The following is a 25,727-nucleotide window of genomic DNA, read 5'->3' on the forward strand; positions in this document are numbered from 1 at the left end:
CTGCCGACTAAAGTGGCAGCTACAACAGGGCCAAACAGCTCACTTGCTTAATGTCATTGGTATAAAACGTCAGTCGGGCTCGTTCAGCTCAGTCTCCAGCCGCCGTTGCTGATGCTCCGGCGAGCGGGTGTGGCGGGCCAGCATGCGGTACATGGCCGGCACGATAAACAGCGTGAGCAGGGTGGCCAGGGCCACGCCACCAAACACCACCATACCCACCGACTGCCGGCTCTCTGCCCCGGCCCCGCTGGCCAGGATCAAGGGGACGGCGCCGGCCACCGTGGTAAAGGCGGTCATCAGAATGGGCCTTAACCGGCGCACCGCCGCCTCGGTGAGCGCCCGGTCAAACTCCAGCCCTCTGTCCCGCAACTGGTTGGCGAACTCCACGATCAAAATGCCGTTCTTGGTGACCAGGCCTATCAGCATCACCATGGCCACCTGACTGTAGGCGTTGAGGCTGATACCGGACAGCCAGAGTCCCAGCAGGCCGCCCACCAGGCCCAGGGGCACGGTCAGCAGCACGATAAAGGGATGCACAAAACTCTCGAACTGGGCCGCCAGGATCAGAAACACCACCACCAGCGCCAGTCCGAACACAAAGGCCACATCGCCCTGGTTGGTACGGTATTCCAGGGACTCCCCCTTGTAGTCAACGGTGGCCGTATCGGGCAGGTTATCGCGCACCAGGCCGTCCAGGTAATCCAGCGCCTCGCCCAGGCTGTAGCTGCCTTCAAGGTTGGCGCTCAGGGTGATCGCCTTCTTGCGGTTATAGTGGTTCAGTGAGCCCGGTGCGCCCTGTTCGTCAAGGGTCACCAGGTTGTCGAGGGAGACCAGCTCGCCCCCGCCGCTGCGCAGATAAAGCGAGGCCAAATCGTCCAGCCGGCTGAAGTCGCTCTCGCGCCCCTTGAGAAAAACGTCATATTCCTCGCCCTGGCGGGCATAGGTGGTAATGGCCTGTCCGCCGAGCATCACATTGAGGCTGTCGGCCACCTCGGTCACCGAGATGCCGAGACGGGCGGCCTTTTGCTGGTCTACCTGCACCAGCAGTTCGGGCTTGGTGCGGTCAAAGTCGAGTTCCAGATCACTCAGCCCCGGATTATCCCGGGCCAGGGCTCTGAGTTGCTCGGCCCAGTCCAGCAGCTGATCATAATCAGCGCCGCCAAGCACAAACTCCACCGGTGTGCTGGAACCACCACGAATGGACGACGGCAATATGGGGATCACCAGCACCTCGGTGACGTCCCGGGTAAGTTGACGAATACGTCCGGCCACCGCGTCAGCGGGCATGCTGCGCTCGTCCCAGCCGGACAGGCTCGCAAACATGATGCCGCTGTTCACACCGCCACCAAACCCCGGAGTGCGTACCGTCAGGCTGGTGATAATGCCGGCTTCCCGCAGCGGCATCAGCCGGCTTTCCACTTCCCCCATGGCCCGGCTCATGCGCTCAAAGCTGGCGCCCTCGGCCCCCTTGACGATCACGAACACCACGCCCCTGTCTTCTCTGGGTGTCAGGCTCTGGGGAATGTCCCGAAACAGCAGTGCAATCACCCCCAGCGCGGCCACCATGGCAAGCGGCGCCCACCAGCCATGACTGAGCTCCCGCTCCAGCAGGCGGCGGTAACCCCGCTCAAGACGGGCAAACAGCGCATCGAAATGTCGCGCCAGCCAGCCCTGTGACGACCTGGACTGCAGCAGTTTGCTGCTCATCACCGGGCTCAGGGTCAGGGCCACCAGCGACGAAAAGCCCACCGCCGCCGCCAGCAACACCGCAAATTCGGTAAAGATGCGGCCAATGATGCCCCCCATAAACACAATGGGCAGAAACACCGAAATCAGCGTAAGCGTAGTGGCGATCACCGCAAAGCCCACCTCCCGGGTACCGTGCCAGGCCGCCGCCAGGGGTCTGCGGCCCCGCTCCAGGTGATGATGAATGTTTTCCAGCACCACAATGGCATCGTCCACCACCAGGCCGATGGCCATGATCAGCGCCATCAGGGTAATGAGATTGACCGAAAAGCCCATGACCAGCGCCACAACAAAGGCGCTGACCAGGGATACCGGCACCGTGACCGCCGGGATCAGGGTAGCGCGCACCTGGCCCAGAAAGATGTAGATCACCAGCACCACCAGCGCCATGGTGATCATCAGGGTGCGGTAGACCTCATTGATGGCACTTTCAATAAACACCGAGCTGTCGTAGGTCCAGGTCAGCTCGGTGTTGTCGGGCAAAAAGGGCTGCTGGGCCAGCACCGCCCGCTTGACCCCTTCAATCACCTCCAGGGTATTGGCCTGGGTTTGTTTGACAATGCCAAGGCCCACCACATTCTGGCCGTTGGAACGAAACAGGGTATCTTCCGGTTTTTCCCCTTCCCGAATCTCGGCCACATCCCGCAGGTAGATACGCTCACCGGTGCCGGTACGGCGTATGGCCAGATTTTCAAAGTCGGCGGCGCTGTTGTAACCCCGGGCAATACGGGCGGCAAAGTTCTGCTGTTCGTTTTCCAGAATGCCCGCCGGCAGCTCCACGTTCTGACTGCGCAAAGCGGCGGCAATGTCGGCCACGGTCACCCCGCGCACCGCCATGGCCGCGGTATTCAGGCGCACATTCATCACCCGCTCCTTGCGCCCCCCCACCCATACCGAGCTGACCCCGTCGAGCAGGCTGAAACGATCCGCCAGCACATTTTCGGCGTAATCCCCCAGCTCCAGCGCCGACAGGCCGGTGGACCTCAGGGTCACCCACAGGATCACGTCGTTGCGGCCGGTGTCCTTGGTCACCACGGGGGCATCGGCGTCGTCAGGCAACTGACGCGACGCTCTGGAGACCGCTTCACGCACATCGCTGGCGGCATTGTCCAGATCCCGCTCGGGCTCGAACTCCACGGTAATGCGCGAGCTGCCGTCACTGGTGCTGGAGCTGATAAATTTAACGCCACTGATCCCCGATAGCTCGTCTTCGAGCCGCCTGGTCACCTGGCTTTCCATCACACTGGCGCTGGCGCCGGTGTAGTCGGTACGCACGGTCACTATGGGTGAGGTGGTATCGGGCATTTCCCGCAGCGGCAGCTCAAAAAAGGAAATCAGGCCAAATACGCACAGCATCAGGCTGAGCACGGTGGCCAGCACCGGCCGGGCAATGGCAATATCAGAGAGCCGCATCAATCACCTCTGCCTGAATGCCGTCACGCAGCTTGACCACGCCCTCATGCACCACCCGCTCGCCAGCGGCCAGTCCTGCTTTCACCTGAACCCAGTCGCCCAGGTTTCGGCCCACGGTCACACTGCGCCGGCTGACCTTGCCGGTGTCGTCCACCACATACACATAACGCTGATTACCCGCATAAAGCAGACTACTGGCCGGCACCGCCAGACTGGCGCCCTCGTCCAGGGTCAGCTGCACCCGCATCAGCATGCCCGGCACCAGGGCGCCGTCGCGGTTGTCGAACTCCAGCCGTACCCGGGCGGTGAGGGTGTCGGCATCCACCGCCGGCGCTATCACGGCCAGCCGGCCGGTGAAGGGCCGCTCACCATGGGCATCCGTGGTGGCCTGCAGCATGTCCCCCACGCTCAGCTTGAGAAAGTGTTTTTCCGGTACCGCCAGATCCAGCTTGAGCCGGCTTGTGTCATAAAGCTCGGCCACCTGGTCATTGGCGCCGAGCAGGCTGCCCGGCGCCACATCGCTCAACCCCATCACGCCGGCAAAGGGCGCCGTCAGCCTGAGGTAGTCCGCCTGAACCTGTGCCGCCTGCAGTCTGGCCTCGGCCATGGCCACCGCCGCCTGCTGGCCTTCCAGCTCGGTCTGGGTAACGGCCTTGCGCTTAAACAGAGCCTGAAAATTAGCCAGAATGCGCCTGGCATCCCGCAGGGCGGCCCTGGCCTCGTTCACGGCGGCCAGGGCCGCCCTGTCATCCAGACTGAGCAGCAACTGCCCTTTTTCCACCTGCTGGCCCGGCACAAAGTGCACTTGCGTGACCCGGGCGCTGATCTGAGGAGCAATGGCCACCCGCTGGTTGGCCTTGAGGGTGCCCACCAGCTGCAGGGTGGCCGGCAGTTGTTGCTCGGTAACCGTCACCGCACGGACCACCGGGCCCTGCCTGACCTGAGCCTGGGCATGGCCAGATTCGGGCAGCAACAGACAGGCCAGCAGAACCAGCGGGGAATATTTGTTTTTCATGCACTTTTCCTTGGCTGAGGCTGCCATCAGTGTACCTGTTTGATGAGGCTGCCATCAGTGTACCTGTTTGATAACGCCAGACTATGTCTGTGTCCGGCAAAATTGTTACAAAATGTGGCAACCCCATCAGACCGGCAGCGATGAAGCAAAATCCCGCTACGCTTATTGAGACAATAAGGCATGCGGGGAGTCGGCATGAAGAATGGCACTATCGTGATTACCGGGGCGGCCCGGGGCCTGGGTCTGGCCATGACCCGTTATTTTCTCGAGCACGACTATCAGGTGCTGGGAGTGGATATCGACAAGGAAGCACTGGCCCGGCTGGACGATGCCAATATCCCGGGCCTGCAACTGGTGCACCTGGATGTGACCGACGAGCCTTCGGTGCTGAGCCTGGCCCGGCTGGTGGAGCGGCAGTGCGGCCGGCTGAACGGCATTATCAACAATGCCGCCATCAGCCAGCCATTTCACGAGTCCATCGACAAACTGTCCTTAAGCCACTGGCAACGGGTGCTGGCGGTCAACCTCACCGGTCCCATGCTGATCTGCAAACATTTGTCTCCCCTGCTGAAAGCCGGCGGCGCCATCGTCAATATCGGCTCCACCCGGGCACACCAGTCGGAAGCCGACAGCGAAGCCTACGCCGCGTCCAAGGGGGGGCTGGTGGCGCTGACTCACGCTCTGGCAGTGAGCCTGGGGCCACGGGTGAGGGTCAATATTATCAGTCCGGGCTGGATTGATGTCTCTGCCCTGCAACCGGGTGACTCCCCGGCACCGGGGCCGGAAGATCATGCCCAGCACCCGGCCGGCCGGGTGGGTAAAGCGGAAGACGTGGCGGCCATGGCGCGCTTTCTGCTCTCAAGTGAGAGCGCCTTTATTACCGGCCAGGAGTTTATTGTGGATGGCGGCATGAGCAAACGCATGATCTACCGGGACGCTCTCTCCGACAACCCGGCTGCCGATTGAAGCGCTTTCTGCTAGCATGAGGCCAAATTTTTCAACCTCATCCCGCTATGAAAGTCATTTCCTTCAATATCAACGGCCTGCGCGCCCGCCTGCACCAGCTGCGGGCACTGATCGACAAGCACAACCCCGACATTATCGGCCTGCAGGAAACCAAGGTGCACGACGAGGCCTTTCCGCTGGAAGCGGTGCAGACCATGGGCTACCACGTCTATTTTCACGGCCAGAAGGCCCATTACGGCGTGGCCCTGCTGAGCAAGGAGCCGGCCCAGGCCATTGTGAAGGGTTTTCCCACCGACGATGAAGAGGCCCAGCGGCGCATGATCATCGGCCGCTTTATCCGCCCCGACGGCAGCCCCTTGACCGTACTGAACGGCTATTTTCCCCAGGGGGAAAACCGCAAGCATGAAACCAAGTTTCCGGCCAAGGAGCGCTTTTATCAGGATCTGCAGCATTACCTGAATGAGCATCACCAGCCCGACGAGGCGCTGGTGGTGATCGGAGACATGAATATTTCCCACACCGATTCGGACATCGGTATCGGCGAGCCCAACCGCAAACGCTGGCTGCGGGACGGCAAGTGCTCGTTTCTGCCGGAAGAGCGGGAATGGATGGAGCGGCTGCTGAGCTGGGGCCTGAGTGATACCTGGCGCAAGCAGAACCCGGACAACGCCGAGACCTATTCCTGGTTCGACTACCGCAGCAAGGGTTTTAACGACAACCGCGGCCTGCGCATCGATCTGATCCTGGCCACTCAGCCCTTGCTGGAGCAGTTAACCGACACCGGCATCGACTATGAGTTGCGCGGCATCGAAAAGCCCTCGGATCACGCCCCCATCTGGGCCAGTTTCAAGGATTAAGAGCGTCTTTAAGCTCGGGGCTGTAGGCCCCAATTTATTGGGGCAATAGCGTTACGGTATGTATGGCTTGCCCGAATAAATTCGGGCCTACCATTCCCTGCTCCCTATTCCCCATTCCCCATTCCCCGGGTCAGGCCTTGCGCGGCCGCAGGTGCCGGAACCAGCGGTTTTCCAGCCGGCGAAAGCCCCAGACCAGCAGGAAGGTCAGGCACATATAAATCAGGCCCGCCGCCAGAAACGCCTCAAAGGGGGAGTAGTAGCGGGAGTTGACGATACGGGCCGCCCCGGTGAGGTCCACTATGGTGATCACCCCCGCCACCGCCGAACCGTGCAGCATAAAGATCACCTCGTTGCTGTAGGCAGGCAGCGCCCGGCGAAAGGAGTTGGGCAGAATAATGCGCCGCAGGGTGGTCAGCCGGCTCATGCCAAAGGCATAGGCGGCTTCTATTTCCCCTTTGGGCATGGCATTGATGGCGCCGCGAATAATCTCGGCGGTGTAGGCACTGGTGTTCAGGGTAAAGGCCAGCACGGCGCAGAACCAGGCCTGGCTGAACCACTCCCAGGCCGCCGAGTCCTTCAGCCACTGCCACTGACCGGCGCCGTAATAGATCAGAAACAGCTGCACCAGCAGCGGCGTGCCGCGAAAGAAGTAAATATAGGCCCAGGCCGGCCCCTTCAGCAGCCAGTTGCCACTGTTGCGCATAATGCCCATGGGCACCGCGATCAGCAGCCCCAGCACCAGCGCCAGAAATACCAGCCAGACGGTGGTATAAAGGCCCTGCCAGTACACCGGCCACTCGTTGAGAATGATTGAAAAGTCCATGGCTTACCTTCCCGGAATGGCGTAATGGCGCTCGGCCCAGCGCAGCATGGAGGTGGACAGGGTAGTGAATAGCAGAAAGATCAGCGCCACCGCCATGTAAAAGGTAAAGGGCAGCTGAGTGGCGCCCGCCGCCAGCGAGGCCTTGCGCACCATGTCATCGAGGCCGATGATCGACACCAGCGCCGTGGTCTTGAGCAGCACCAGCCAGTTGTTGCCCAGGCCCGGCAGGGCATGACGCATCATCTGCGGAAACAGCACCCGGCGAAACACCAGCCAGGGAGGCATACCATAGGCCCGGGCCGCTTCCAGCTCGCCCTTGTCCACCGACAGAATGGCGCCGCGAAAGGTTTCCGCCATATAGGCGCCAAAAATAAAGCCGATGGTGACAATGCCGGCAATATAGGGACTAATCTCTATGTAGTCGGGCAGATAGCTGGTCCACTCGTGATTGGGATCGCCACCGCCAATCCACTCGTTAAGGGTTTCATTCAGACCGTAAAGGGAATTATTCAGCAGCACCTGACCGCCGAAGAAGATCAGCATCATCAGCACCAGATCGGGAATTCCCCGAATCACTGTGGTGTAGAAGGTCGCCAGCCAGCGCGCCGGACGCACCGGCGACAGCTTGGCCAGCGCCCCCAGCAACCCCAGGGTCACCGCCAGCAGCAGTGACAACAAGGCCACCTGCAGGGTGACCCAGGCGCCTTCCAGCAGGGCGCCTTCATAACCTTTTAAATCGAACATAACCACTTCCTGTTATGCCGGCCAGCTCCACACCGTAGGAGGGCAAAAACCAGGGTTCGATAAGCAGGACCTCTGCGCCAGGGCCGAAAATTGCTCCTGCATGTTCGGCATTCCCGCCATCCATGGCGGTCAGAAGCGCAGCGGAGCCCCCAGTGGGGCGAGCTTGCTCGCCGTGACGAAATGTTTCGGCCCGACCGAACATTAAGTATGTTCGCAGCGGGTTGACACATTGAGTGGCATTTACCTGCGGCGAGCCTGCGCTCGAATCTGGTTTTTGGCCGGTACAGGAGTGCACAGCCAGCCAGCGCCGATTACTCGCCGTAAACGTCGTAATCGAAGTACTTGCTGTTTACTTCCTGGTACTTGCCGTTTTCACGCAAATCCAGAATGGCCTGATTCAGCTTTTCCTTCAGATCCTTGTCCTGCTTGCGCACCGCAATGCCAAAGCCTTCGCCGAACCAGCGTTCATCGGTCACCGAGGGGCCCACAAATTCAAAGGCATCACCGCCTTCCTTGTTGAGCAGACCTTCCTCAATGGCGGTGGCGTCGAGGAAGACATAGTCCACCCGGCCGGCCTTGAGATCCAGATAAGCCTCATCGGCGTTGCCGTAGCGCACCAGGTTAACGTCGTCGCCAAAGTTGTCGGTAAGATATTTGTCGTGGGTGGTGGCGATCTGCACCCCCACCTTCTTGCCCGCCAGGCCTTCCTTGCTGAGCTCAAACTCGGCGCCTTTCGGCGCCACAAACTTGTTGGGCACCAGGGCATATTTGCCGGTAAAGTCGACGGTGCGCTTGCGCTCTTCGGTAATCGACATGGCGGCAATAATGGCGTCATACTTGCGCGCCAGCAGGGCGGGAATAATGCCGTCCCAGTCCTGCGCCACCAGCTGGCATTTCACCTGCATCTGCTCACACAGGGCATTGGCCATGTCCACGTCAAAGCCCTGCAGCTCGCCGTTTTCATCGGTCCAGGAAAACGGCGGATAGGCGCCTTCAATGCCGAACCGCACGGTTTTCCATTCCTTTGCCTGCACGGCGCCCGCCGCCAGGGCCGCCATGATGGCGCCCGCAACCCATACTTTTTTCATGGACTTGCTCCTTGTGTTATTCACCTTGATTCAGTAAACCGAAGAAATAAATTGCCGGAACCGCTCGGAGGAAGGGTTGGCAAACACCTCTTTGGGATTGCCCTGCTCTTCCACCACGCCCTGATGCAGAAACATCAGCTTGTTCGATACATCCCGGGCAAAGCTCATTTCGTGGGTCACCACCAGCATGGTACGGCCTTCTTCCGCCAGGCTGCGCATCACGCCCAGTACTTCCCCCACCAGTTCCGGATCCAGCGCCGAGGTGGGCTCGTCAAACAGCATCACCTCCGGCTCCACCGCCAGTGCCCGGGCAATGGCGGCACGTTGCTGCTGACCGCCGGACAGATGGCCCGGGTAATAGTCCCGGCGCTCATAGAGGCCTACCCGCTTGAGCAGGGCCTCACCCTTTTCGATGGCTTCCTTTTTGGGAACGCCCAATACATGCACCGGCACTTCGATGATGTTCTGCAGAATGGTCATGTGCGACCAGAGATTAAAGCTCTGGAACACCATCGCCAGACGCGAGCGAATGCGCTCCACCTGGCGCATGTTCGCCGGTTCGCGTTCGCCGGCGCGGTTGTTGGTGCGCATTTCTATCAGCTCGCCATGAAGCCTGACTTCGCCCGCGGACGGGGTTTCCAGCAGGTTGATGCAGCGCAGAAAGGTGGATTTGCCGGAGCCGGACGAGCCGATAATGGAGATCACGTCTCCCTTGTCGGCGGTGAGATCAATGCCTTTAAGTACTTCCAGCGAGCCATAGCGCTTGTGCAGGCCCGTGACTTCGAGGGCGGGTTTGCTCATCCGTTAGACCTTTTGTTGCGGGCCGCTCTGCGGACCCTGTCCTGATTGCCTGTTCCGGTTAACAAGCCGTTAACCTTTGCGGCAAAAGTTATCACTTGAATCGCTCAATAACAACACGATCAGCCATAAATCTCCAGCCTTGTCGGTTTTTTATACTAAAAAAAACCACTGAACAGTATAAAATTATGCACCAAACCAGAATAAAATGTCACCCTGTTCTGCACAACAGCCGGTGGTTAAATGCCCCCGGCCGAATGAACTGCATAGCAAATCAAGCCGTTACTGATAAAAGCCGGTCCGCCGGCTTTTTTTTAACGAATTGCTCACGTATGCTGTTCCAATTGACAATTATGGTCAAAAATTGCGCTGACAAATCAATTGGAAGATTATTCTCATGTACTCCGGCATGCTCATCGTATTACTGCCCCTGGCCCTCGGCTATTGCGTTCCCTGTCGCTCCCAGTCGCTGGTGCACTTTATCAACCTGGCGGTGGCGCGCATGGTGTACCTGATCCTGTTCCTGATGGGCATCAGCCTGGCCTTTGTGGATAATCTTAGTACTCACCTGGGCACTATTTTTACTCTCTGCGGTGTTTTTCTGGCCTGCATCACGGCCTGCAACCTGGCCGGACTCTGGCTGCTGGATCTGCGCCGGGGCCGGGTGGAAGGAGAACGCGGCGCCCCCGTCATCAGTAAATGGGCGTTGCTGCTGGACTCGGTCAAGCTGTGTCTGGTGATTCTGGGCGGCCTGGGGCTGGGTCAGTTTCTTGATCCCGAATGGTTCGCGGTAGAGACCCTGAGCGAGTGGGCGCTGATGCTGCTGTTGCTGCTTATCGGCATTCAGCTGCGCAACTCCGGCATGAAACTGCGCCAGATTTTGCTCAACCGCTGGGGCCTGGCCATTGCCCTGATGGTGGTGGTCAGCTCCTGGCTGGGGGGCCTGGCCGGCGCCTGGCTGCTGGACCTGCCGCTGACCCAGGGGCTGGCCTTTGCCTCGGGCAACGGCTGGTATTCGCTGTCGGGCATTCTGATTGGCGACGCCCTCGGCCCGGTAATGGGCAGCGCCGCCTTTCTCAACGATCTGGCCCGGGAGCTGATCGCCATTCTGATCATACCGGCGCTGATGCGCCGGCATCCGTCCTGCGCCATCGGCTATGGCGGCGCCACCTCCATGGACTTTACCCTGCCGGTGCTGCAGCGCTCCGGTGGCGTGGCCATCGTGCCGGTGGCCATTGTCTCGGGCTTTGTACTGAGCCTGGCGGGCCCTGTGCTGATCCTTGGTTTTCTGTCATTTACCGCCGGCTGATCCCGGAGCGATGACAAGGCTCAAAAAACAACCAGCATGTTATGCTTTCCCCTTGCACCTTTGCGCGCAATCAGTATGGTGGATAGCAGGTTTTGATTCTCTTTCAAAGAAAGGACACTGAATGATGAAAAAAGTAGGTCTGGTCGGCTGGCGCGGTATGGTCGGCTCCGTTCTGATGAGCCGCATGGTGGAAGAAGGTGATTTCGCCCGTATCGATCCTGTCTTCTTCACCACCTCCCAGGCCGGTCAGCCTGCCCCCGACTTCGGTAAAGACGCCGGCACCCTGCAGGACGCCTTTGACATCGAAGCGCTGAAGGCACTGGACGTGGTACTGACCTGCCAGGGCGGCGACTACACCAAGGAAGTTTATCCCAGGCTGCGCGCCGCCGGCTGGAACGGTTACTGGATTGACGCCGCCTCTGCCCTGCGCATGGACGACGAGGCCCTGATCGTGCTGGATCCGGTAAACGGCAAGCAGATCCAGGACGCCCTGGCCAAGGGCACCAAAACCTTTGTGGGCGGCAACTGTACCGTGAGCCTGATGCTGATGGCCCTGGGTGGTCTGTTTGAACAGGATCTGGTGGAGTGGGTGGCGGTGTCCACCTATCAGGCCGCCTCCGGTGGCGGTGCCCGCCATATGCGCGAGCTGGTCACCCAGATGGGCATGCTGCGTGACGAAGTGGCCGACGAGCTGGCCGATCCCTCTTCTGCCATTCTGGAGCTGGAGCGCAAGGTTACCGAGAAAACCCGCAGCGGCGACCTGCCGGTAGACAACTTCGGTGTACCCCTGGCCGGCAGCCTGATCCCCTGGATCGACTCCCAGCTGGAAAACGGCCAGAGCCGTGAAGAATGGAAGGGTCAGGCAGAGACCAACAAGATCCTGCAGACCGCCGCCGCCATTCCGGTAGACGGCCTGTGCGTGCGCATCGGCGCCCTGCGCTGCCACAGCCAGTCTTTCACCATCAAGCTGAAGAAAGACATCTCCATTCCCGAGATCGAAAAGCTGCTGGCCAGTCACAACGACTGGGTGAAGGTGATTCCCAACGATCGCCAGCAGTCCATGGACGAGCTGACCCCGGCCGCCGTCACCGGCACCCTGAGCGTACCGGTAGGCCGCCTGCGCAAGCTGAACATGGGCCCCGAGTACCTGTCTGCCTTTACCGTGGGCGACCAGCTGCTGTGGGGCGCCGCCGAGCCCCTGCGCCGCATGCTGCACCTGCTGCCGTAAGCATCGGCTACCGCACTGATAACGCCCGCCCCGTGCGGGCGTTTTTGTTGGTGGCAATTCACCCCAGAGCGAAGCAACGGTGTCTGGTAGCTGCCGCTTTAGCCGGCAGAGCCTGTGAAACAGGCTTTGAATGCATGGCCCTCTGAGAGTTTGCGCCAACTAAAGTGGCGCCTACAACGGCTTCCCGGCCTCGCCTTTGTACTTGTTCAAATTATCGCCCCGGGTTAGGATCGGCCCCCTTTTTTGCCGATCATGCCCGAGGTACTCATGAAAACCTTTATTCCCAGCAAGGACGCCGCCCTAGAAGACTCCATCAGCCGTTTTCAGGACAAACTGAAGGCCCTGGGCTTCAATATTGAGGAAGCATCCTGGCTGAATCCGGTGCCTCATGTGTGGTCGGTGCATATTCGCGACAAGGACTGCCCGCTGTGCTTTACCAACGGCAAGGGCGCCACCAAAAAAGCGGCACTGGCCTCGGCCCTGGGCGAATATTTTGAGCGTCTGGCCACCAACTATTTCTTTGCCGACTTCTATCTGGGCCGCGATATCGCCGAGGGCGATTTTGTGCATTACCCCAATGAAAAGTGGTTCCCCATTCCCGCCGACAACCGCCTGCCCGCCGGCCTGCTGGATGACTATACGCGCGGTTTTTACGATCCCGAGCAGGCGCTGACCGCCGGCATGCTCATCGATCTGCAGTCCGGCAACGAAGAGCGCGGCATCTGCGCCCTGCCCTTTGAGCGCCAGGGTGACAATGAAACCGTTTATATTCCCATGAATATCGTTGGCAACCTGTATGTGTCCAACGGCATGAGCGCCGGCAACACCAAAACCGAGGCCCGCACTCAGGGCTTGTCGGAGGTGTTTGAGCGCTCCATCAAGAACCGCATCATCAGTGAGCGCATCAGCCTGCCGGCGATTCCCGACGAGGTGATGGCCCGCTATCCGCATATTCAGGAGTCCATCGCCGCCCTGGAAGCGGAAGGCTTCCCGATCTTTGTCTATGATGCGTCGCTCGGCGGCCGTTACCCGGTGATCTGCGTGGTGTTGTTCAACCCGGCCAACAGCACCTGTTTCGCTTCCTTCGGCGCCCACCCCCGCTTTGCGGTGGCGCTGGAGCGCACCGTGACCGAGCTGCTGCAGGGCCGCAGCCTGAAGGATCTGGACGTATTTGTGCCGCCGTCCTTTGACGACGACGAAGTGGCCGACCACCACAACCTGGAAACCCACTTTATCGACTCTTCCGGTCTGATCAGCTGGGATCTGTTCCAGGATCAAGCCGATTACGACTTTGCCGACTGGGACTTCAGCGGCAGCTCGGAAGAAGAGTTCAACCACCTGATGGCCATCTTCAACGAGCTGGAGCAGCCGGTGTACATCGCCGACTACGAACACCTGGGCGTGTATGCCTGCCGCATTCTGGTGCCCGGCATGTCCGACATCTACCCGGTGGAAGATCTGGAGCTGGCCAACAACAACATGGGCGCCGGCCTGCGCGCCACCCTGCTGAGCCTGCCGGGCAGCGACGCCGACGGCGAGCAGCTGATGGTCCTGTACGACCGGCTGGAAGAGGAAGGTCTGGACGACTTTACCCGGGTACGCGAGCTGATCGGCATCGCGCCCAACAAGGGCACAGCCTGGCATACCCTGCGGGTGGGCGAGCTCAAGTGCATGCTGGCCCTGGCCGCCGGCGAGCTGGAAACCGCCCTCGACTACGCCGACTGGACCCTGAGCTTTAATGCCTCGGTGTTTACCGAAGCACGTGCCCGTTATTACCGCTGCCTGAAGGCCTCGCTGGAGCTGCATCTGTCCGACGATCGCGAGCCGGCCCGGTACCGCGCCGCCTTTGACCGCATGTTTGGCGAGGAAACGGTGGCCGAGGCCTGGGCCCAGATTGACGGCAGCGCCCGCTTCAACGGCCTGACCGCCGCCGACGAAAGCCTGCAGGACTTCGCCGCTCATCAGGCGCTGCTGGCCACCTACGAAAAGCTGCAAAAAGCCAAGCGCGCCGCCAGCTGGAAGTAAGCGGAATTAAGGCTGCCCACTCTGGAGCACCTTCGGTGCTAATGCAGGCTGGCAGCCTGCACTCCACCGAATCGTGCCACCCTTGGAGCGCGGGCAGCCTGCCCGCATATTGACGCGAAGCGGCAACCCTAAGCTCTCGCTTCAGTAAAACAAAGACCCGGGCCTTGGCCCGGGTCTTTTGCTATCTGACAAATGGGAGACGGTTCCAGTCCCCAATCCCCATTCCCTAATCCCTGCTCTTAATCAGGATTTCTGCTTTTTCAGAATATCCTTCAGACCCGCTTCGTCGATGGCGCCGGGTACCAGGGTGCCGTCGGGGAACACCAGCGCCGGGGTGCCGTTAAGGCCCAGGGCCCGGAACAGGGTCAGGTTCTGGTTCAGCTTGTCGGCAATTTCGTTGCTGTCGGCCCTGGCCTGCAGCTCCCTGGCATCAAGCCCGGCCTTGCCGGCAATGGTGGCCAGGGCTGCCGCCTGCACCCGCTTCTGGCTCATCAGTGCCTGGTGCAGCTCTTCATACTGTTTGGGGGCATCCTGGGCCGCTGCCAGCGCCAGCCGTGCCGCCTGCACCGAGTCCGGGCCCAGAATGCCAATGTCCTTCACTATTATCTTGAGCTCGGGCTCGTCCTTGATGATCTTGACCAGCGTCTGATTCAGCCGGTGGCAGTAAGGGCAGTTGTAGTCGGTGAAATACACCATCTCAATCTTGCCATTGGGGTTGCCCATAATGCCGTCGGTCTTGTTGTCAAACAGCTGGGCCGACTGCTCCTTGAGCTGTTTGGCAAACTCTGCCTGCTGGGCCAGGCGATCGTTTTCTTCCAGCTTGACAATGGCGTCCCGCAGCATCTCCGGCTCGGCCATCAGGGCTTCCCGCACCCGTTGCTGGAACTCTTCCCGGCTCATCTCGGCCATGGCCGGGGCCGCCAGCCCCATGGCCAGCATGGGAACCAGAATTTTCAGTGCACGATGTTTCATGTTGTTCTCGCTTGTACGCAATGAGTCAGCACAGCCTACCAGAGCCCACCGGTCACCAGAAGCCATGTTACTTGTTGAGCAGATAGTCCCTGTCATAAAAAAGACACACCCACCGGAAACGGCAGGCCACCAGAAGCTCCCCGTTATTTGTTGATCAGGTAATCCCTGTCATAAAAGGTGCACACCCACTGGGGCCGGAACACCACCAGCAGGGTGATGGCCATGCCATTGAGCAGCGCCTCGGGGAACAACAGCAACGGCAATATGCTGAGATAATCGTTCTGCACCACCTGCCAGCTGTACTCACCTGCCCACACCATATAGCCGGCCATGGCCAGGCTCTTGACGGCCATGGTCAGGGCCGCATTGAAAAAACCGGCCACGAAGATATACACAAACAGGTGCCGGTACAGGTAGCTGTATGTCAGCAGAAACACAAAATAGCTGACCGCAATGGGCAGGATCACCCCCAGCACCAGATTCACCGCAAAGTCCGGCCAGGTTTCAATGCCAAAGGCGGTAACCAGCAACAGTGGCAGCAGCGCCATCAGCTGGCTCATGCGCCAGCCCAGCATCAGCGCCAGGGTGGTCAGGCCGATAAAATGCACCTCCAGGCCGTCGCGAATGCCCGCCTGCAGCATCCACAGCGGCACCAGCGCCATGGCTGCGCCAAAACACAGGTGCTGGCGGCGCTTGTCTGCCAGCAGGGCACGCCAGTCCAGTCGCCAGGCCGCCAGCGTCACCACCAGAGCGCCCAGAATCCACATCATGACACTATTCCCGGCGCCCTAGTGACTGACCTGAGCCAGTTGATACGTCATTTTGCTGAGGGTGGCGGTTACCGCCAGCTGACGGTTTTCCTCGTGGCTTATCTGCACCAGCAGGTAGTCGAGCTCCGGCGCCACCCAGAAGCGGGTCTTGCGCTTGCTGTCGCCCCGGTCCCGCTCCACGATCAGGGTATCCAGGGTACCGATACCGGTACGCAGCGCCTCGGTTCCCACCACCTTGAACGGGGTGTCCTTGATTTCACCATCGCGGATCACCCTGTAGTCAAAACCCTGCTTGCCGGCCATCAGGTCACAGCGGGCCTCAAAAAAGAAGCTGACCGGATCAAACACCCCACCTTCCGCCGACAGCAGCTTGTCGCCGTCCTTGTCCTGATACAGCACCATGTCGGTGCCCTGATCAAACACCAGCCGCTCTTCCCGGGTGATCCCCAGGGTCTTGGCCTTGTAACTGAAGGTGTCGGGACGGGCGGTGCAGTCCTGCCAGGCAAAACTGGCCTTTTGATCCACATCCAGCAACCAGTGCCGCAGGGAGAAATGCACATGATACCGATCCCGGTTGCGGTCAATGGTCAGGGTATTCACCCCCCGGGTGGGATCGCCGTTGAGTATGACCGAAAACTCGGCGCGCAGCTGCTCGATATCCCGCGCAGCGGCAGACGTTGCCATCATCAGGCCGGCAAGCGCCAGCAGGCATTTTTGCAACATGTTTGTTCCTCTTATGAGTTGGCCTGAGCGTCAGGCAGGCCCTGTGCCAACCATACACCAAGAAGGGTCAGCACAGAAAACACCAAGATCACCGCCAGCCCCGACAACAGCGCCAGCAGCATGCTCAGCGCTCCCGCCACCAGCAACAGAATTCCCATCAGGGTATTGCTCACCGCCACATAGTCGGTGCGCTTGTCCCCCCCGGCCAGATCCACCAGAAACGTCTTGCGTCCTACCCGAACACCGGCGTGGGCCAGACTGAGAATAAAAATCACCACGGCAAAATAGCCCGCCGGCGCCGTGCCCCCCATGCCCAGATGCAGCCATACCACCAGCCCCAGCAGGGCGGCAATCACACCGGCCAGCTGCATCACGCGCCGGGACGACACATCCGCCAGCCGGCCCCAGACCCAGCTGCTGGCAAACTGCGCCAGCCCCTGAGCGATCACCAGACCACCCAGCACCTGCAGGCCGCCATTATATTCCCGGGCAAGCAACACATAGTATGGCGTTACCAGGGCGGTGGACATCAGCAGGGTCCGCACCAGCAGAAAGCGCCTAAAGGCGGCATCGCTCCGCACCAGCTTCAGGCTGTCAAGGGCATGGCGCCAGCCATTCACTCCCCCCTCGGTGGCGCCGGGATATTCCTGAATGTGCCGGTAACAGAGCATGCCCAGCATCCACACCAGCGCCGCCGCCAGCAGAATACACACATAGCCCCACAGCGGCAGGTCGCCCAGCACGCTCAGCAACAGGCCAAACAGCAGGCCCACTCCGCCCGCCAGACTGGCGCCGGTGCCGGTTACCCTGCCCCGCTCGTTTTTGGGAATGGTCTTGCCGAGCACGTCCTTGGCGGCAATGGAGCACAGCCCGCGGGACAGGCTCATCAGCGCCAGCAATATCAGCAGCAACACGCCGGCGAACCAGCCCGAGCCAAGCAATGCCGCCAGTGCCATCAGCACCAGACAAATGGCCTGCAATCCGGCCCCCCACAGCCAGGCGCCCTTGCGCAGCGGCATTTGCCGCACCCGGGCGCCCAGAAACAACTGGGGTAACATGGAGCCGCTTTCCCGTATCGGCACCAGCCAGCCAATCAGCCACACCGGAGCCCCCACCGCCTGAAGCAGCCAGGGCAATACGGTTTTGGCATTCACCATCAATTCGGCCAGCGCCGTGGCCAGTTGTGCCAGAATAAGCCAGCGCCGGTTGCCGGCCACCTGCCGGCAGGCCTCATCGGGAATGTCCTTGCAGACGCGGGCGTCTTCGTCGTGGTTCAGCAGGCCCGCCATCAGGCCATGCCTTTTCTGGGATTCATTGCCAAACATCCTTCAGCTCGTTTTGTTGGATCACGAAAATGGGGCCGGAGAGTTCTCAGCCGTGCTGCAAACCCCTATCATACAATTAATCATGGAATCAGTTTCCATTGAATACTTTCCCCGACACAAGGATCGCACCATGGACGCGGCTTACAGCATTATTATTGCCGATGACCACCCCCTGTTTCGCAATGCCCTGCATCAGGCCGTTCAGCTGGCGGTGCAAGGTGCCCGTTTGCAGGAAGTAGACAGTATCGACAATTTGATGCAACTGTTGTCGGAAACGGACGAAGTCGACCTGCTGTTGCTGGATCTGAAAATGCCCGGCGCCAGCGGCTTTTCCGGCCTGACCCGGCTGCGCGCCCTGTACCCGGCGCTGCCGGTGGTGGTAGTGTCCGCCAGTGAAGAGCCGGCGGTGGTGCAGCAGGCCATGCGCCTGGGCGCAGTAGGCTTTATTCCCAAGTCGGCGCCCATGGCTACCCTGGTCAGCGCCCTCAATACCGTGCTGGAAGGGGATGGCTGGTTTCCGGAAGACATCAGCCTGGACGATGCGCCCGAAGACGACATGGCCGAGCGGTTGTCGAGCCTGACCCCCCAGCAGTTCAAGGTGCTCACCATGCTGTCGGAAGGCAAGCTCAACAAGCAGATTGCCTATGAGCTGGAGGTGTCGGAAGCCACCATCAAGGCCCATGTCACCGCCATTTTCCGCAAGCTGGGAGTGAAAAACCGTACCCAGGCGGTGATCGCCCTGTCGCAGCTGGAAGGCGGGGAGTTCTGAACGGCGGGAATGGGAACTCGGGACTTGGGGATCGGCGTCATGTAGGCGCCGCTTTAGCCGGCGCAAGCTCGCAGACAACGAGACATTCAAAGCCTGTTGCACAGGCTCTGCCAGCTAAAGCGGCAGCTACATACCAATCCCTATTCCCCAGTCCCTAATCCCGCCCTATTCCCCGCTTTTCACCAGATGCTGCAGCAGCGCCCTTAACTTGAGCGGCTTGACCGGCTTGCTGAGGTAACCGAGATCCAGCAGCTGCAGCAGCTGCTGCAGTTCGGGCTGGCGATCGGCGCTGATCACCACCGCCGGCATATGGCCAAACTCCAGCCGCAGCATATTGATCACCGACACCCCGGTTTCATCATCGTCCAGATGGTAGTCCGACAGTATCACCTGGGGTTCAAACCCCTCCCGGCACAGGCTTCTGGCTTCGTCGCCGCTGCCGGCAAGCCGCACCTTGCAGCCCCAGCAACCCAGCAGGCTGTCCATGGCGGTCAGAATATCGGCTTCATTATCGATACAGAGTATTCTGAGGCCCGCCAGCCGGTTGCCTCCCCCGGCCACCGCCGCGGGAGCCGGCACCATCATCCCCGGCAACTGACGCGAACGCGGCAGGGTCACGCTGAACACAGAGCCCCGGCCCTCGACCGAACGCACGCCCAGCCGGTGTTCCAGAATGCCCGCCAGTCCCTGAGCGATGGCCAGCCCCAGTCCCAGCCCCTGCTGGTGGCGCTGCCCCGGCTCCAGCCGGGTGAACTCGTCAAAAATCACATCCAGCTTGTCGGCGGGAATACCGGGGCCGTTGTCCCACACCTCAATACGCACGCCTTCACCGGCACGGCGCAGACCCAGCACAATATGGCCACCTGGGCTGTAGCGCAGGGCATTGGTGAGAAAATTCTGCAATATGCGCCGCAACAGGCGGGGATCGCTGTGCACTCCCAGCCGGCTGCTGACCACGCTAAACTCACCGCCCTGCTGTTCGGCCAGTACGCTGAACTCGGCCTTCAGGGTATCGAACAGCTCCTTGATGGCAAAATCCTGTGGCCTGGCGGTGAGTTTTCCCGACTCCAGCCGGGACATGTCGAGCAGATCCCCGATCAGCTCTTCTGCCGCCGTCAGCGAGCGGTCGATATGCCCGGCCAGCCGCCGGCTTTCGTCATCGCCGGAGGTTTCCAGCCAGGACGAGGCGAACAGCCTGGCGGCGTTCAGCGGCTGCATCAGATCGTGGCTGACCGCCGCCAGAAACCGGCTTTTTGAAGCATTGGCCAGCTCCGCCTGACGGTTGGCCGCCAGCAGCTGTTCGTTCACCGCCGACAGCTCGTGCGTACGCTCCGCCACCCGCTGTTCCAGCATGACATTGGCGTCCTTCAGCACCTGCTCGGCCTGGCGAAAGGTGGTGATATCGTTGAAGGTCATCACAAAGCCGCCGCCGGGCATGGGATTGCCCTGCATTTCGATCACCCGGCCGTCGGGGCGGGTGCGGGACGACACATGGCGGCTGCCCGCCTTCATATAGGCCACTCTGCGGGTCACATGCTGCTCGACGTTGCCGGGGCCACACAGGCCCTGCCCGGCATTGTGACGAATAATGTCGGCAATGGGCCGGCCCACGCGGATCAGCCCGGGAGGATAGTGGAACAGCTCCAGATAGCGCCGGTTCCAGGCCACCAGCCGCAGCTCCTTGTCCACCACCGAAATCCCCAGGCTGATGTGCTCGATGGCGCCCTGCAGCAGGCCCCGGTTAAAACGGAACACATCGCCGGCTTCGTCCACTATGGTGGCCAGCTCGTCCAGCTCCATGGAGCGCCCCTGCACCGCCGACGCCAGCACCAGCCGCGCCGACGAGGTACCAAACACCCCCGCCAGCACCCGCTCGGTATGGCGGATCAGGCTGGCCGGCGCCTGCATGCTGCCTTCCAGGGTGCCCTGTTCACTGGCATAGCGGGCAAAGGCCCGCCGCACTCTGGGCTCGCCCACAAAGCGCGCCGCCAGCTGCTCCAGCTCCCGTACCGTCACCTTGGCCCGGTACACGTCGCCGTCGTCCTTGTGCTGGCGGCCCACAAAGGCCGCGGCCTGAAAGCGCTCACTGACCGAGGGCACCGACAGCCAGGAGCCCAGCAGGTAACCCGCCAGGTTGCACCCCAGGCTGAGCAGAATGCCCCAGGTCACCGGGCTCATCTCGGCCAGCCAGCCCAGGGCCGGTGGCGTCAGCAGCCAGAGCACCACGTTGGTGCTGGCGTCCCCGGCAAAGAGCCCGGTTTCCGCCATCAGGTTAAGCAGCCACATCAGCATGCCCAGGCTCAGCCCCCAGTAGGCACCGCGCCGGTTGCCACCACGCCACAGCAGCCCCAGCACCAGGGGCGGTGCAAACTGGGCGATGGCGGCAAAGCTGAGGTAGCCGATACGCGACAGGGTGCTGATGTCCCCCAGCCATAAAAACACCAGCCAGGCAGACGCCATGATCACCACAATGGCGGTACGGCGCACATTGAGCAGCAGCTGGGCCACGTCTTCAAAACCGACCCCCTGCAGCTGGCGCCGGCGCAATATCATGGGCAGCACCAGATCGTTGCTGATCATGATCGCCAGCGCGATGGTGGAGATAATCATCATGCCGGTGGCGGCCGAGGCCCCGCCGATAAAGGCCAGCATGGCCAGATTGGGGTGACCCAGATTCAGGGGCAGGCTGATCACATAGGTATCGGGAGAAGTGTCCGCCGACAGCCACTGCTGGCCCGCCAGCGCCAGCGGCAGCACCAGCAGCCCGAACAGCAGCAGATATACCGGAAAAATGCGCCGGGCCCAGCGCAAATCCGCCGGACTGTGATGCTCCACCACGGCCACATGAAACTGGCGCGGCAGACAGATAATGGCACTCATCGACAGCAGGGTATACACACCGATATCGAGCAGATGGCCGCCGCTGACCACACTCAGAGAAGCAATAAAGTCTTCGGTGATCATCACCCGCTGCTGGTTGGGAAAGGCCAGCACCAGCCAGAGCGCAAAGCCCCCCACCACAATAAAGGCCACCAGCTTGACCACCGACTCGGCGGCAATGGCCAGGATCACCCCGCGCTGATGCTCGGTGGCGTCGATATGACGGGTGCCGAACAGCAGAATAAACAGGGTGAACAGCAGGGTCACCATCAGCGCCACTTCCCCCGCATCCCGGCCGGCGCCGGCCACCACCTCCGGCGCCATCAGGTTCAGCCCCATCACAATGGCCTTGAGCTGCAGTGCGATATAGGGCAGGACGCCGACAATGGCGATCAGGGTAATAAACACCGCCAGCCGCTGGGACTTGCCGTAACGGGCGGCAATAAAGTCGGCAATGGAGGTAATGTGCTCGCGTTTGGCCACCTCGATCAGCCGGGCAATAAAGCGCCCACCCAGGGTGAACATGATAATGGGGCCGAGGTAAATGGTGAAAAAGGTCCAGCCGTCGGTGCTGGCCTGCCCTACCGTGCCAAAAAAGCTCCAGGAGGTGCAGTACACCGCCAGCGACAGGCTGTACAGCAGAGGGCGCAGCCGGCGCACCAGATGGCCCATGCGCGGACGATCCCCCAGCCAGGCCAGCAGGAACAAAATGCCCAGATAAACCAGGGCAATATTGATAACGGTCCAGCCCTGCATCATGCGCTGACCTGCTGCCGCTGCAGAGGGCTGGTCAGCAGCCAGGCCACCGGCAGCACCGCCAGCGCCATCAGCCAGAAGGTTTGCCCCTGCAGCCAAGGGTAAAGCAGCCCCGATGCCATCAGCAACAGGCCCGGGGCCAGGCCGGACGACACCGCCGCATACAGGGCCTGGCCACCAAACACCGCCCGGCCGTCCAGCTCACTGCTGATATAACGCACCGCGCCCAGATGAGTAAACCCGAAACTGCCGGCGTGCAGCACCTGGGCCAGTATCAGCCAGCCCGGCTCTGTGGTGGCGCCGAGCAACAGCCAGCGGCACAGAGCGCAGATCATGCCGGCCATCAGCAAGGGCCTGGCCGTCAGGTGCCCCAGCCATCGCTTGTAAAACATAAACACCAGGATCTCCGCCAGCACTCCCAGCCCCCACAGATAACCGATGGTGCCGGCATCATAGCCCTGCTGCTGCCAGTAAAGAGAGCTGAAACCGTAATAAAAGGCGTGGCTGCCCTGCAACAGCGAAGTGACCAGCAAAAAGCGGCCCATGCCGGGCCGGCACAGCGCCTGCCACACCGAATCTCCCCGCTGTCCTGCTGCCGGCTCCGCCGGGCCCGGTACCACCGGAAGCAGGGACAACAGCAGCAACAACACCAGCGACAAGACCATGGTGTGCAGAATCCACTGGCTGCCCAGCCGGGCACTCAGCTGCCCCACCAGCAGACTGGCCACAATAAAGGCCGCCGAGCCCCACAGCCGCGCCCTGCCGTAATCCAGCTGCACCTGCACGATATAACGGCTGGCCAGGGCCTCTCCCGCCGGGATCAGCGAGGAATAAACCAGATTGGCCAGCAGGGTCAGCACCAGCAGGCCCAGGCTGGTCTGCCAGCCGTAAAAGGCGCCGAACACCAGCAGGCTGAGCAGCCCGAGCCAGCGGATGGCCGGCAACAGGTGCCCGGCGCTCCGCACCCGGCTCATAATGCCCAGATTGCCGACACAACGGGCCGCCATGCCCAGTCCCAGCAACAGGCCGATAAATTCCGCCTCGGCGCCGGCGCCCTGAAGCCACAGCGACCAGAACGGCAAAAAGGTGCCAAAGCCGAAAAAATAGACGGCAAAAAACAATGAAAGCCAGCGTGCGGGCGTCATGTTCATTACGGTTTAAGGATGATGCCGGTTATCATAATCACTTTAGCGATGAATTGCTGTTATCCATTTGCGTCAAAGGTGAAGCATGCGCCTGATTTTACTGTTGTTGTTCGCGACGATGCTGGCCGGCTGCCAGGCCCGGGCCGACCCGCCCGCCACCCTGTATGACTTTACCCTGCAGAACGACAGTGGCCAGACACTGACGCCACTCCAGGCTTCGGCACAACTGGAAAACGCCGATGTGATCATGGTGGGCGAGCTGCACGGTCATGTCGGCGTGCACCATTTTCAGGCCGGACTGCTGGCCGCCCTGCTGACACAACCCCGGCCGCTGGCCCTGGCCATGGAGCAGTTCAGCCGGGACAAACAGCAGGCCGTTGACGACTATCTGGCGGGAAAGCTCGGTGAGGATGCCTTTATCAAGCGGGCCGGTGCCTGGCCCCGTTACCGCAGCGACTACCGCCCTCTGGTGGAGCTGGCCAAAACCGCCGGCATTGAAGTGATTGCCGCCAACGCTCCCCGGCGCATCGTGCGCTGTGTGGGCAGCCAGGGGCCGGACTACCTGACCCGGCTGCCCGCCAGCCACCGTGCCTGGGTGGCCGAGCGGCTGACCCTGAATAACGACGCCTACAAGGCCCGCTTTATGGCCACCCGCTTTCACGGTCAGGCCCCCACCGAAAACCAGTTTGCCGCCCAGACCAGCTGGGACGATACCATGGCCGAAAGCATTGAACGTTATCTGCAACAACATCCGAGCCACCGGGTAATGCTCACCGTGGGCCGCTTTCATATTGCCGAGGGTCTGGGTACGGCCCAGCGTCTGGCCTTGCGCAATCCGAAACTGAACATCACCCTGATTTACCCGGTGCTGCCCGGTGAGGACACGCCCCCGTCACCCTTGTGGAGACTGAATGTGCAGGCCCTGCCCGATGCCCGGCTGCACGACGAGCCCTTGCCCGCCATAGAGATGAGCGAACCGGAGTGCTGAAAGCCGTGCTTTCGTCCGGCGTCGCTTTCGGGCACAGTGATGTTTTTCTGTTTCAACCGTAACGAGTCAAATGAATGAACGCGTACCTGCTGCTGATCCTGGCCATTGCCGCCGAAGTGGTCGCCACCTCGGCACTCAAGGCCTCGGCCGGTTTTACCCGCCCGGCGCCCTCTCTGCTGGTGGTCACGGGCTACGGTCTGGCCTTCTGGCTGCTGGGGCTGGTGGTAAAAACCGTTCCTGTGGGCGTGGCCTATGCCATCTGGTCCGGCGCCGGCATCGTGCTGGTGACCTTGCTGGCGATAGTGTTCTACCGCCAGATCCCGGATCTTCCGGCCCTGCTCGGCATGGGGCTGATCATCGCCGGCGTCGCTATCATTCAGTTATGGTCCAACAGCGGCGGACATTAAGATGAAGCTTTGCGGACACCGTGGCGTGGCCGCCCTGGCCCCGGAAAACACTCATGCCGGGCTGCGCGCCGCCCACGCACTCGGGCTGACATGGGTAGAGATAGATGTGCAGCTCAGCCGCGACGACGAAGTGGTGGTGATCCACGACAAAACCGTCAACCGCTGCAGCAATGGCCGGGGCCGGGTGCGGGAGCTGGAATGGCCGGAACTGGCCCGGCTGGATGCCGGCGGCTGGTTTGGCCCCGAGTTTGCCGGCGAGCCCATTCCCCGGCTGGCGGAATATCTGGGGCTCGCCGCCGCGCTTGGCATATGCGTAAATATCGAGCTGAAAATCCACCCCGGCGATAATGCCGGCCGGCTGTGCCGGCGGGTAAGCGAGGTGATCACACCTCTGCCGCCAGAAAGCCTGTTATTGTCCAGCTTCAAGCCGGCCTGCCTGGCCCACATGCAGCAACTGACGCCCGCCATTGCCCGCGGCCTACTGGTGGAGCGCCTGCCTCACGACTGGCACACCCGGTTGCTGCAACTCGGCTGCATCGCCCTGCACTGCAACCATAAATATCTGACTCAGTCTCAGGCTAAAGCAATCAAAGCCGCCGGTTTTTTGCTGCACTGCTATACCGTGAACGAGGTGGCCCGCATGCACACCCTGGCAGACTGGGGCGTGGATATGATTTTTACCGATGATCCGCGAGGGTATAAACAGTAAGGGGAACAGGGAACAGGGAACAGGGAACAGGGAACAGGGAACAGGGAACAGGCCAGGTTGGCGATAAGCGTAGCGAATTCACAATATTTTCGCCGCCTGCCGGAATGTTGGGACTCGTCCCGACCTACCCGCTACAAACTGCCAGCCTGTCTCTTGGTCACAAGTTTTTCTTGACATAACTTGCAAATAAAAGGTTGGCCGTAGTGCGCTACGGCCAACCTTTTCCACCTAACGTTCTTCTCAAATGCCCTATCACTATGATCTAATGGCA

The 25,727-nt window shown here is 61.1% G+C and carries 21 protein-coding genes; 9 read left to right on the top strand and 12 right to left on the bottom strand.

Going from position 1 to position 25,727, the window contains the following annotated elements; translation table 11 throughout:
* Positions 1–69 precede the first annotated feature (69 nt).
* Both DA373_RS05945 and DA373_RS05950 read right to left on the bottom strand, forming a co-directional pair.
* On the bottom strand, positions 70–3,159 hold the full coding sequence (locus DA373_RS05945) for an efflux RND transporter permease subunit (protein WP_107851412.1): 3,090 nt from the start codon (positions 3,157–3,159) through the stop codon (positions 70–72).
* Positions 3,146–4,174, bottom strand: coding sequence for an efflux RND transporter periplasmic adaptor subunit (locus tag DA373_RS05950; protein WP_107851413.1), 1,029 nt, complete (start codon positions 4,172–4,174; stop codon positions 3,146–3,148). Before DA373_RS05950 ends, DA373_RS05945 begins: the two co-directional genes overlap by 14 nt.
* A gap of 195 nt (positions 4,175–4,369) precedes the next feature.
* Between DA373_RS05950 and DA373_RS05955 the strand changes: the two genes are divergently transcribed.
* Both DA373_RS05955 and xthA read left to right on the top strand, forming a co-directional pair.
* Complete coding sequence (locus DA373_RS05955) at positions 4,370–5,140, top strand: SDR family oxidoreductase (protein WP_107851414.1); 771 nt, start codon at positions 4,370–4,372, stop codon at positions 5,138–5,140.
* 47 nt (positions 5,141–5,187) lie between these two features.
* The gene (gene xthA / locus DA373_RS05960) at positions 5,188–5,997 is read left to right on the top strand and encodes an exodeoxyribonuclease III (protein WP_107851415.1); all 810 of its coding nucleotides are present in this window, start codon (positions 5,188–5,190) and stop codon (positions 5,995–5,997) included.
* A gap of 130 nt (positions 5,998–6,127) precedes the next feature.
* Here the strand turns inward: xthA and DA373_RS05965 are convergent, their stop codons facing one another.
* From DA373_RS05965 to DA373_RS05980, 4 genes are all read right to left on the bottom strand, one after another.
* A complete protein-coding gene (locus DA373_RS05965; protein WP_107851416.1) occupies positions 6,128–6,820 on the bottom strand; it encodes an ABC transporter permease in 693 nt (230 codons plus the stop codon).
* 3 nt (positions 6,821–6,823) lie between these two features.
* On the bottom strand, positions 6,824–7,564 hold the full coding sequence (locus DA373_RS05970) for an ABC transporter permease (protein WP_107851417.1): 741 nt from the start codon (positions 7,562–7,564) through the stop codon (positions 6,824–6,826).
* A gap of 311 nt (positions 7,565–7,875) precedes the next feature.
* Complete coding sequence (locus tag DA373_RS05975; RefSeq protein WP_107851418.1) at positions 7,876–8,652, bottom strand: ABC transporter substrate-binding protein; 777 nt, start codon at positions 8,650–8,652, stop codon at positions 7,876–7,878.
* A 30-nt stretch (positions 8,653–8,682) separates the two neighbouring features.
* A complete protein-coding gene (locus DA373_RS05980) occupies positions 8,683–9,453 on the bottom strand; it encodes an ABC transporter ATP-binding protein (RefSeq protein ID WP_107851419.1) in 771 nt (256 codons plus the stop codon).
* 394 nt (positions 9,454–9,847) lie between these two features.
* Here DA373_RS05980 and DA373_RS05985 point away from each other — a divergent pair, with 394 nt between their 5' ends.
* The 3 genes from DA373_RS05985 (at position 9,848) to ycaO (ending at position 14,012) form a co-directional block, all read left to right on the top strand.
* Complete coding sequence (locus DA373_RS05985; RefSeq protein ID WP_107851420.1) at positions 9,848–10,759, top strand: lysine exporter LysO family protein; 912 nt, start codon at positions 9,848–9,850, stop codon at positions 10,757–10,759.
* 124 nt (positions 10,760–10,883) lie between these two features.
* Positions 10,884–11,987 carry an aspartate-semialdehyde dehydrogenase gene (gene asd / locus DA373_RS05990; protein ID WP_107851437.1) on the top strand — a complete coding sequence of 368 codons (1,104 nt, stop codon included), beginning with the start codon at positions 10,884–10,886 and terminating at the stop codon, positions 11,985–11,987.
* A gap of 267 nt (positions 11,988–12,254) precedes the next feature.
* Complete coding sequence (gene ycaO, locus DA373_RS05995; protein WP_198650246.1) at positions 12,255–14,012, top strand: 30S ribosomal protein S12 methylthiotransferase accessory factor YcaO; 1,758 nt, start codon at positions 12,255–12,257, stop codon at positions 14,010–14,012.
* A gap of 243 nt (positions 14,013–14,255) precedes the next feature.
* Here ycaO and DA373_RS06000 read toward each other — a convergent pair whose 3' ends face one another.
* The 4 genes from DA373_RS06000 to DA373_RS06015 all read right to left on the bottom strand — a co-directional run bounded on the left by DA373_RS06000 (position 14,256) and on the right by DA373_RS06015 (position 17,802).
* A complete protein-coding gene (locus tag DA373_RS06000; RefSeq protein ID WP_107851422.1) occupies positions 14,256–14,984 on the bottom strand; it encodes a DsbA family protein in 729 nt (242 codons plus the stop codon).
* Between the two features lie 143 nt (positions 14,985–15,127).
* Positions 15,128–15,754: an energy-coupling factor ABC transporter permease gene (locus DA373_RS06005; protein ID WP_107851423.1), complete on the bottom strand. Its 627-nt coding sequence runs from the start codon at positions 15,752–15,754 to the stop codon at positions 15,128–15,130.
* Between the two features lie 18 nt (positions 15,755–15,772).
* Entirely contained in the window at positions 15,773–16,477 is a 705-nt protein-coding gene (locus DA373_RS06010; protein WP_107851424.1) for a DUF3108 domain-containing protein, read from the bottom strand.
* 11 nt (positions 16,478–16,488) lie between these two features.
* Positions 16,489–17,802 carry an MFS transporter gene (locus DA373_RS06015; RefSeq protein WP_107851425.1) on the bottom strand — a complete coding sequence of 438 codons (1,314 nt, stop codon included), beginning with the start codon at positions 17,800–17,802 and terminating at the stop codon, positions 16,489–16,491.
* Between the two features lie 130 nt (positions 17,803–17,932).
* Here DA373_RS06015 and DA373_RS06020 point away from each other — a divergent pair, with 130 nt between their 5' ends.
* The gene (locus tag DA373_RS06020) at positions 17,933–18,571 is read left to right on the top strand and encodes a response regulator transcription factor (RefSeq protein ID WP_107851426.1); all 639 of its coding nucleotides are present in this window, start codon (positions 17,933–17,935) and stop codon (positions 18,569–18,571) included.
* A gap of 165 nt (positions 18,572–18,736) precedes the next feature.
* On the opposite strand, the gene DA373_RS06025 is transcribed toward DA373_RS06020, so the two are convergent.
* Both DA373_RS06025 and DA373_RS06030 read right to left on the bottom strand, forming a co-directional pair.
* Positions 18,737–22,210, bottom strand: a complete 3,474-nt coding sequence (locus DA373_RS06025; RefSeq protein WP_107851427.1) for a hybrid sensor histidine kinase/response regulator — start codon at positions 22,208–22,210, stop codon at positions 18,737–18,739.
* The gene (locus tag DA373_RS06030; protein WP_107851428.1) at positions 22,207–23,352 is read right to left on the bottom strand and encodes a 3-phenylpropionate MFS transporter; all 1,146 of its coding nucleotides are present in this window, start codon (positions 23,350–23,352) and stop codon (positions 22,207–22,209) included. The genes DA373_RS06025 and DA373_RS06030 overlap by 4 nt, the downstream gene beginning before the upstream one ends.
* Positions 23,353–23,437: 85 nt before the next feature.
* On the opposite strand from DA373_RS06030, the gene DA373_RS06035 reads away from it, so the two are divergent.
* The 3 genes from DA373_RS06035 (at position 23,438) to DA373_RS06045 (ending at position 25,456) form a co-directional block, all read left to right on the top strand.
* Positions 23,438–24,340 carry a ChaN family lipoprotein gene (locus DA373_RS06035; protein ID WP_107851429.1) on the top strand — a complete coding sequence of 301 codons (903 nt, stop codon included), beginning with the start codon at positions 23,438–23,440 and terminating at the stop codon, positions 24,338–24,340.
* Between the two features lie 74 nt (positions 24,341–24,414).
* Positions 24,415–24,747, top strand: a complete 333-nt coding sequence (locus DA373_RS06040) for a DMT family transporter (RefSeq protein WP_107851430.1) — start codon at positions 24,415–24,417, stop codon at positions 24,745–24,747.
* Between the two features lies 1 nt (position 24,748).
* Entirely contained in the window at positions 24,749–25,456 is a 708-nt protein-coding gene (locus DA373_RS06045; RefSeq protein WP_198650247.1) for a glycerophosphoryl diester phosphodiesterase, read from the top strand.
* The last annotated feature ends 271 nt before the right edge of the window (positions 25,457–25,727 follow it).

This window comes from Oceanimonas marisflavi (genome assembly GCF_003049725.1).
Taxonomy (GTDB): Bacteria; Pseudomonadota; Gammaproteobacteria; order Enterobacterales; family Aeromonadaceae; genus Oceanimonas; species Oceanimonas marisflavi.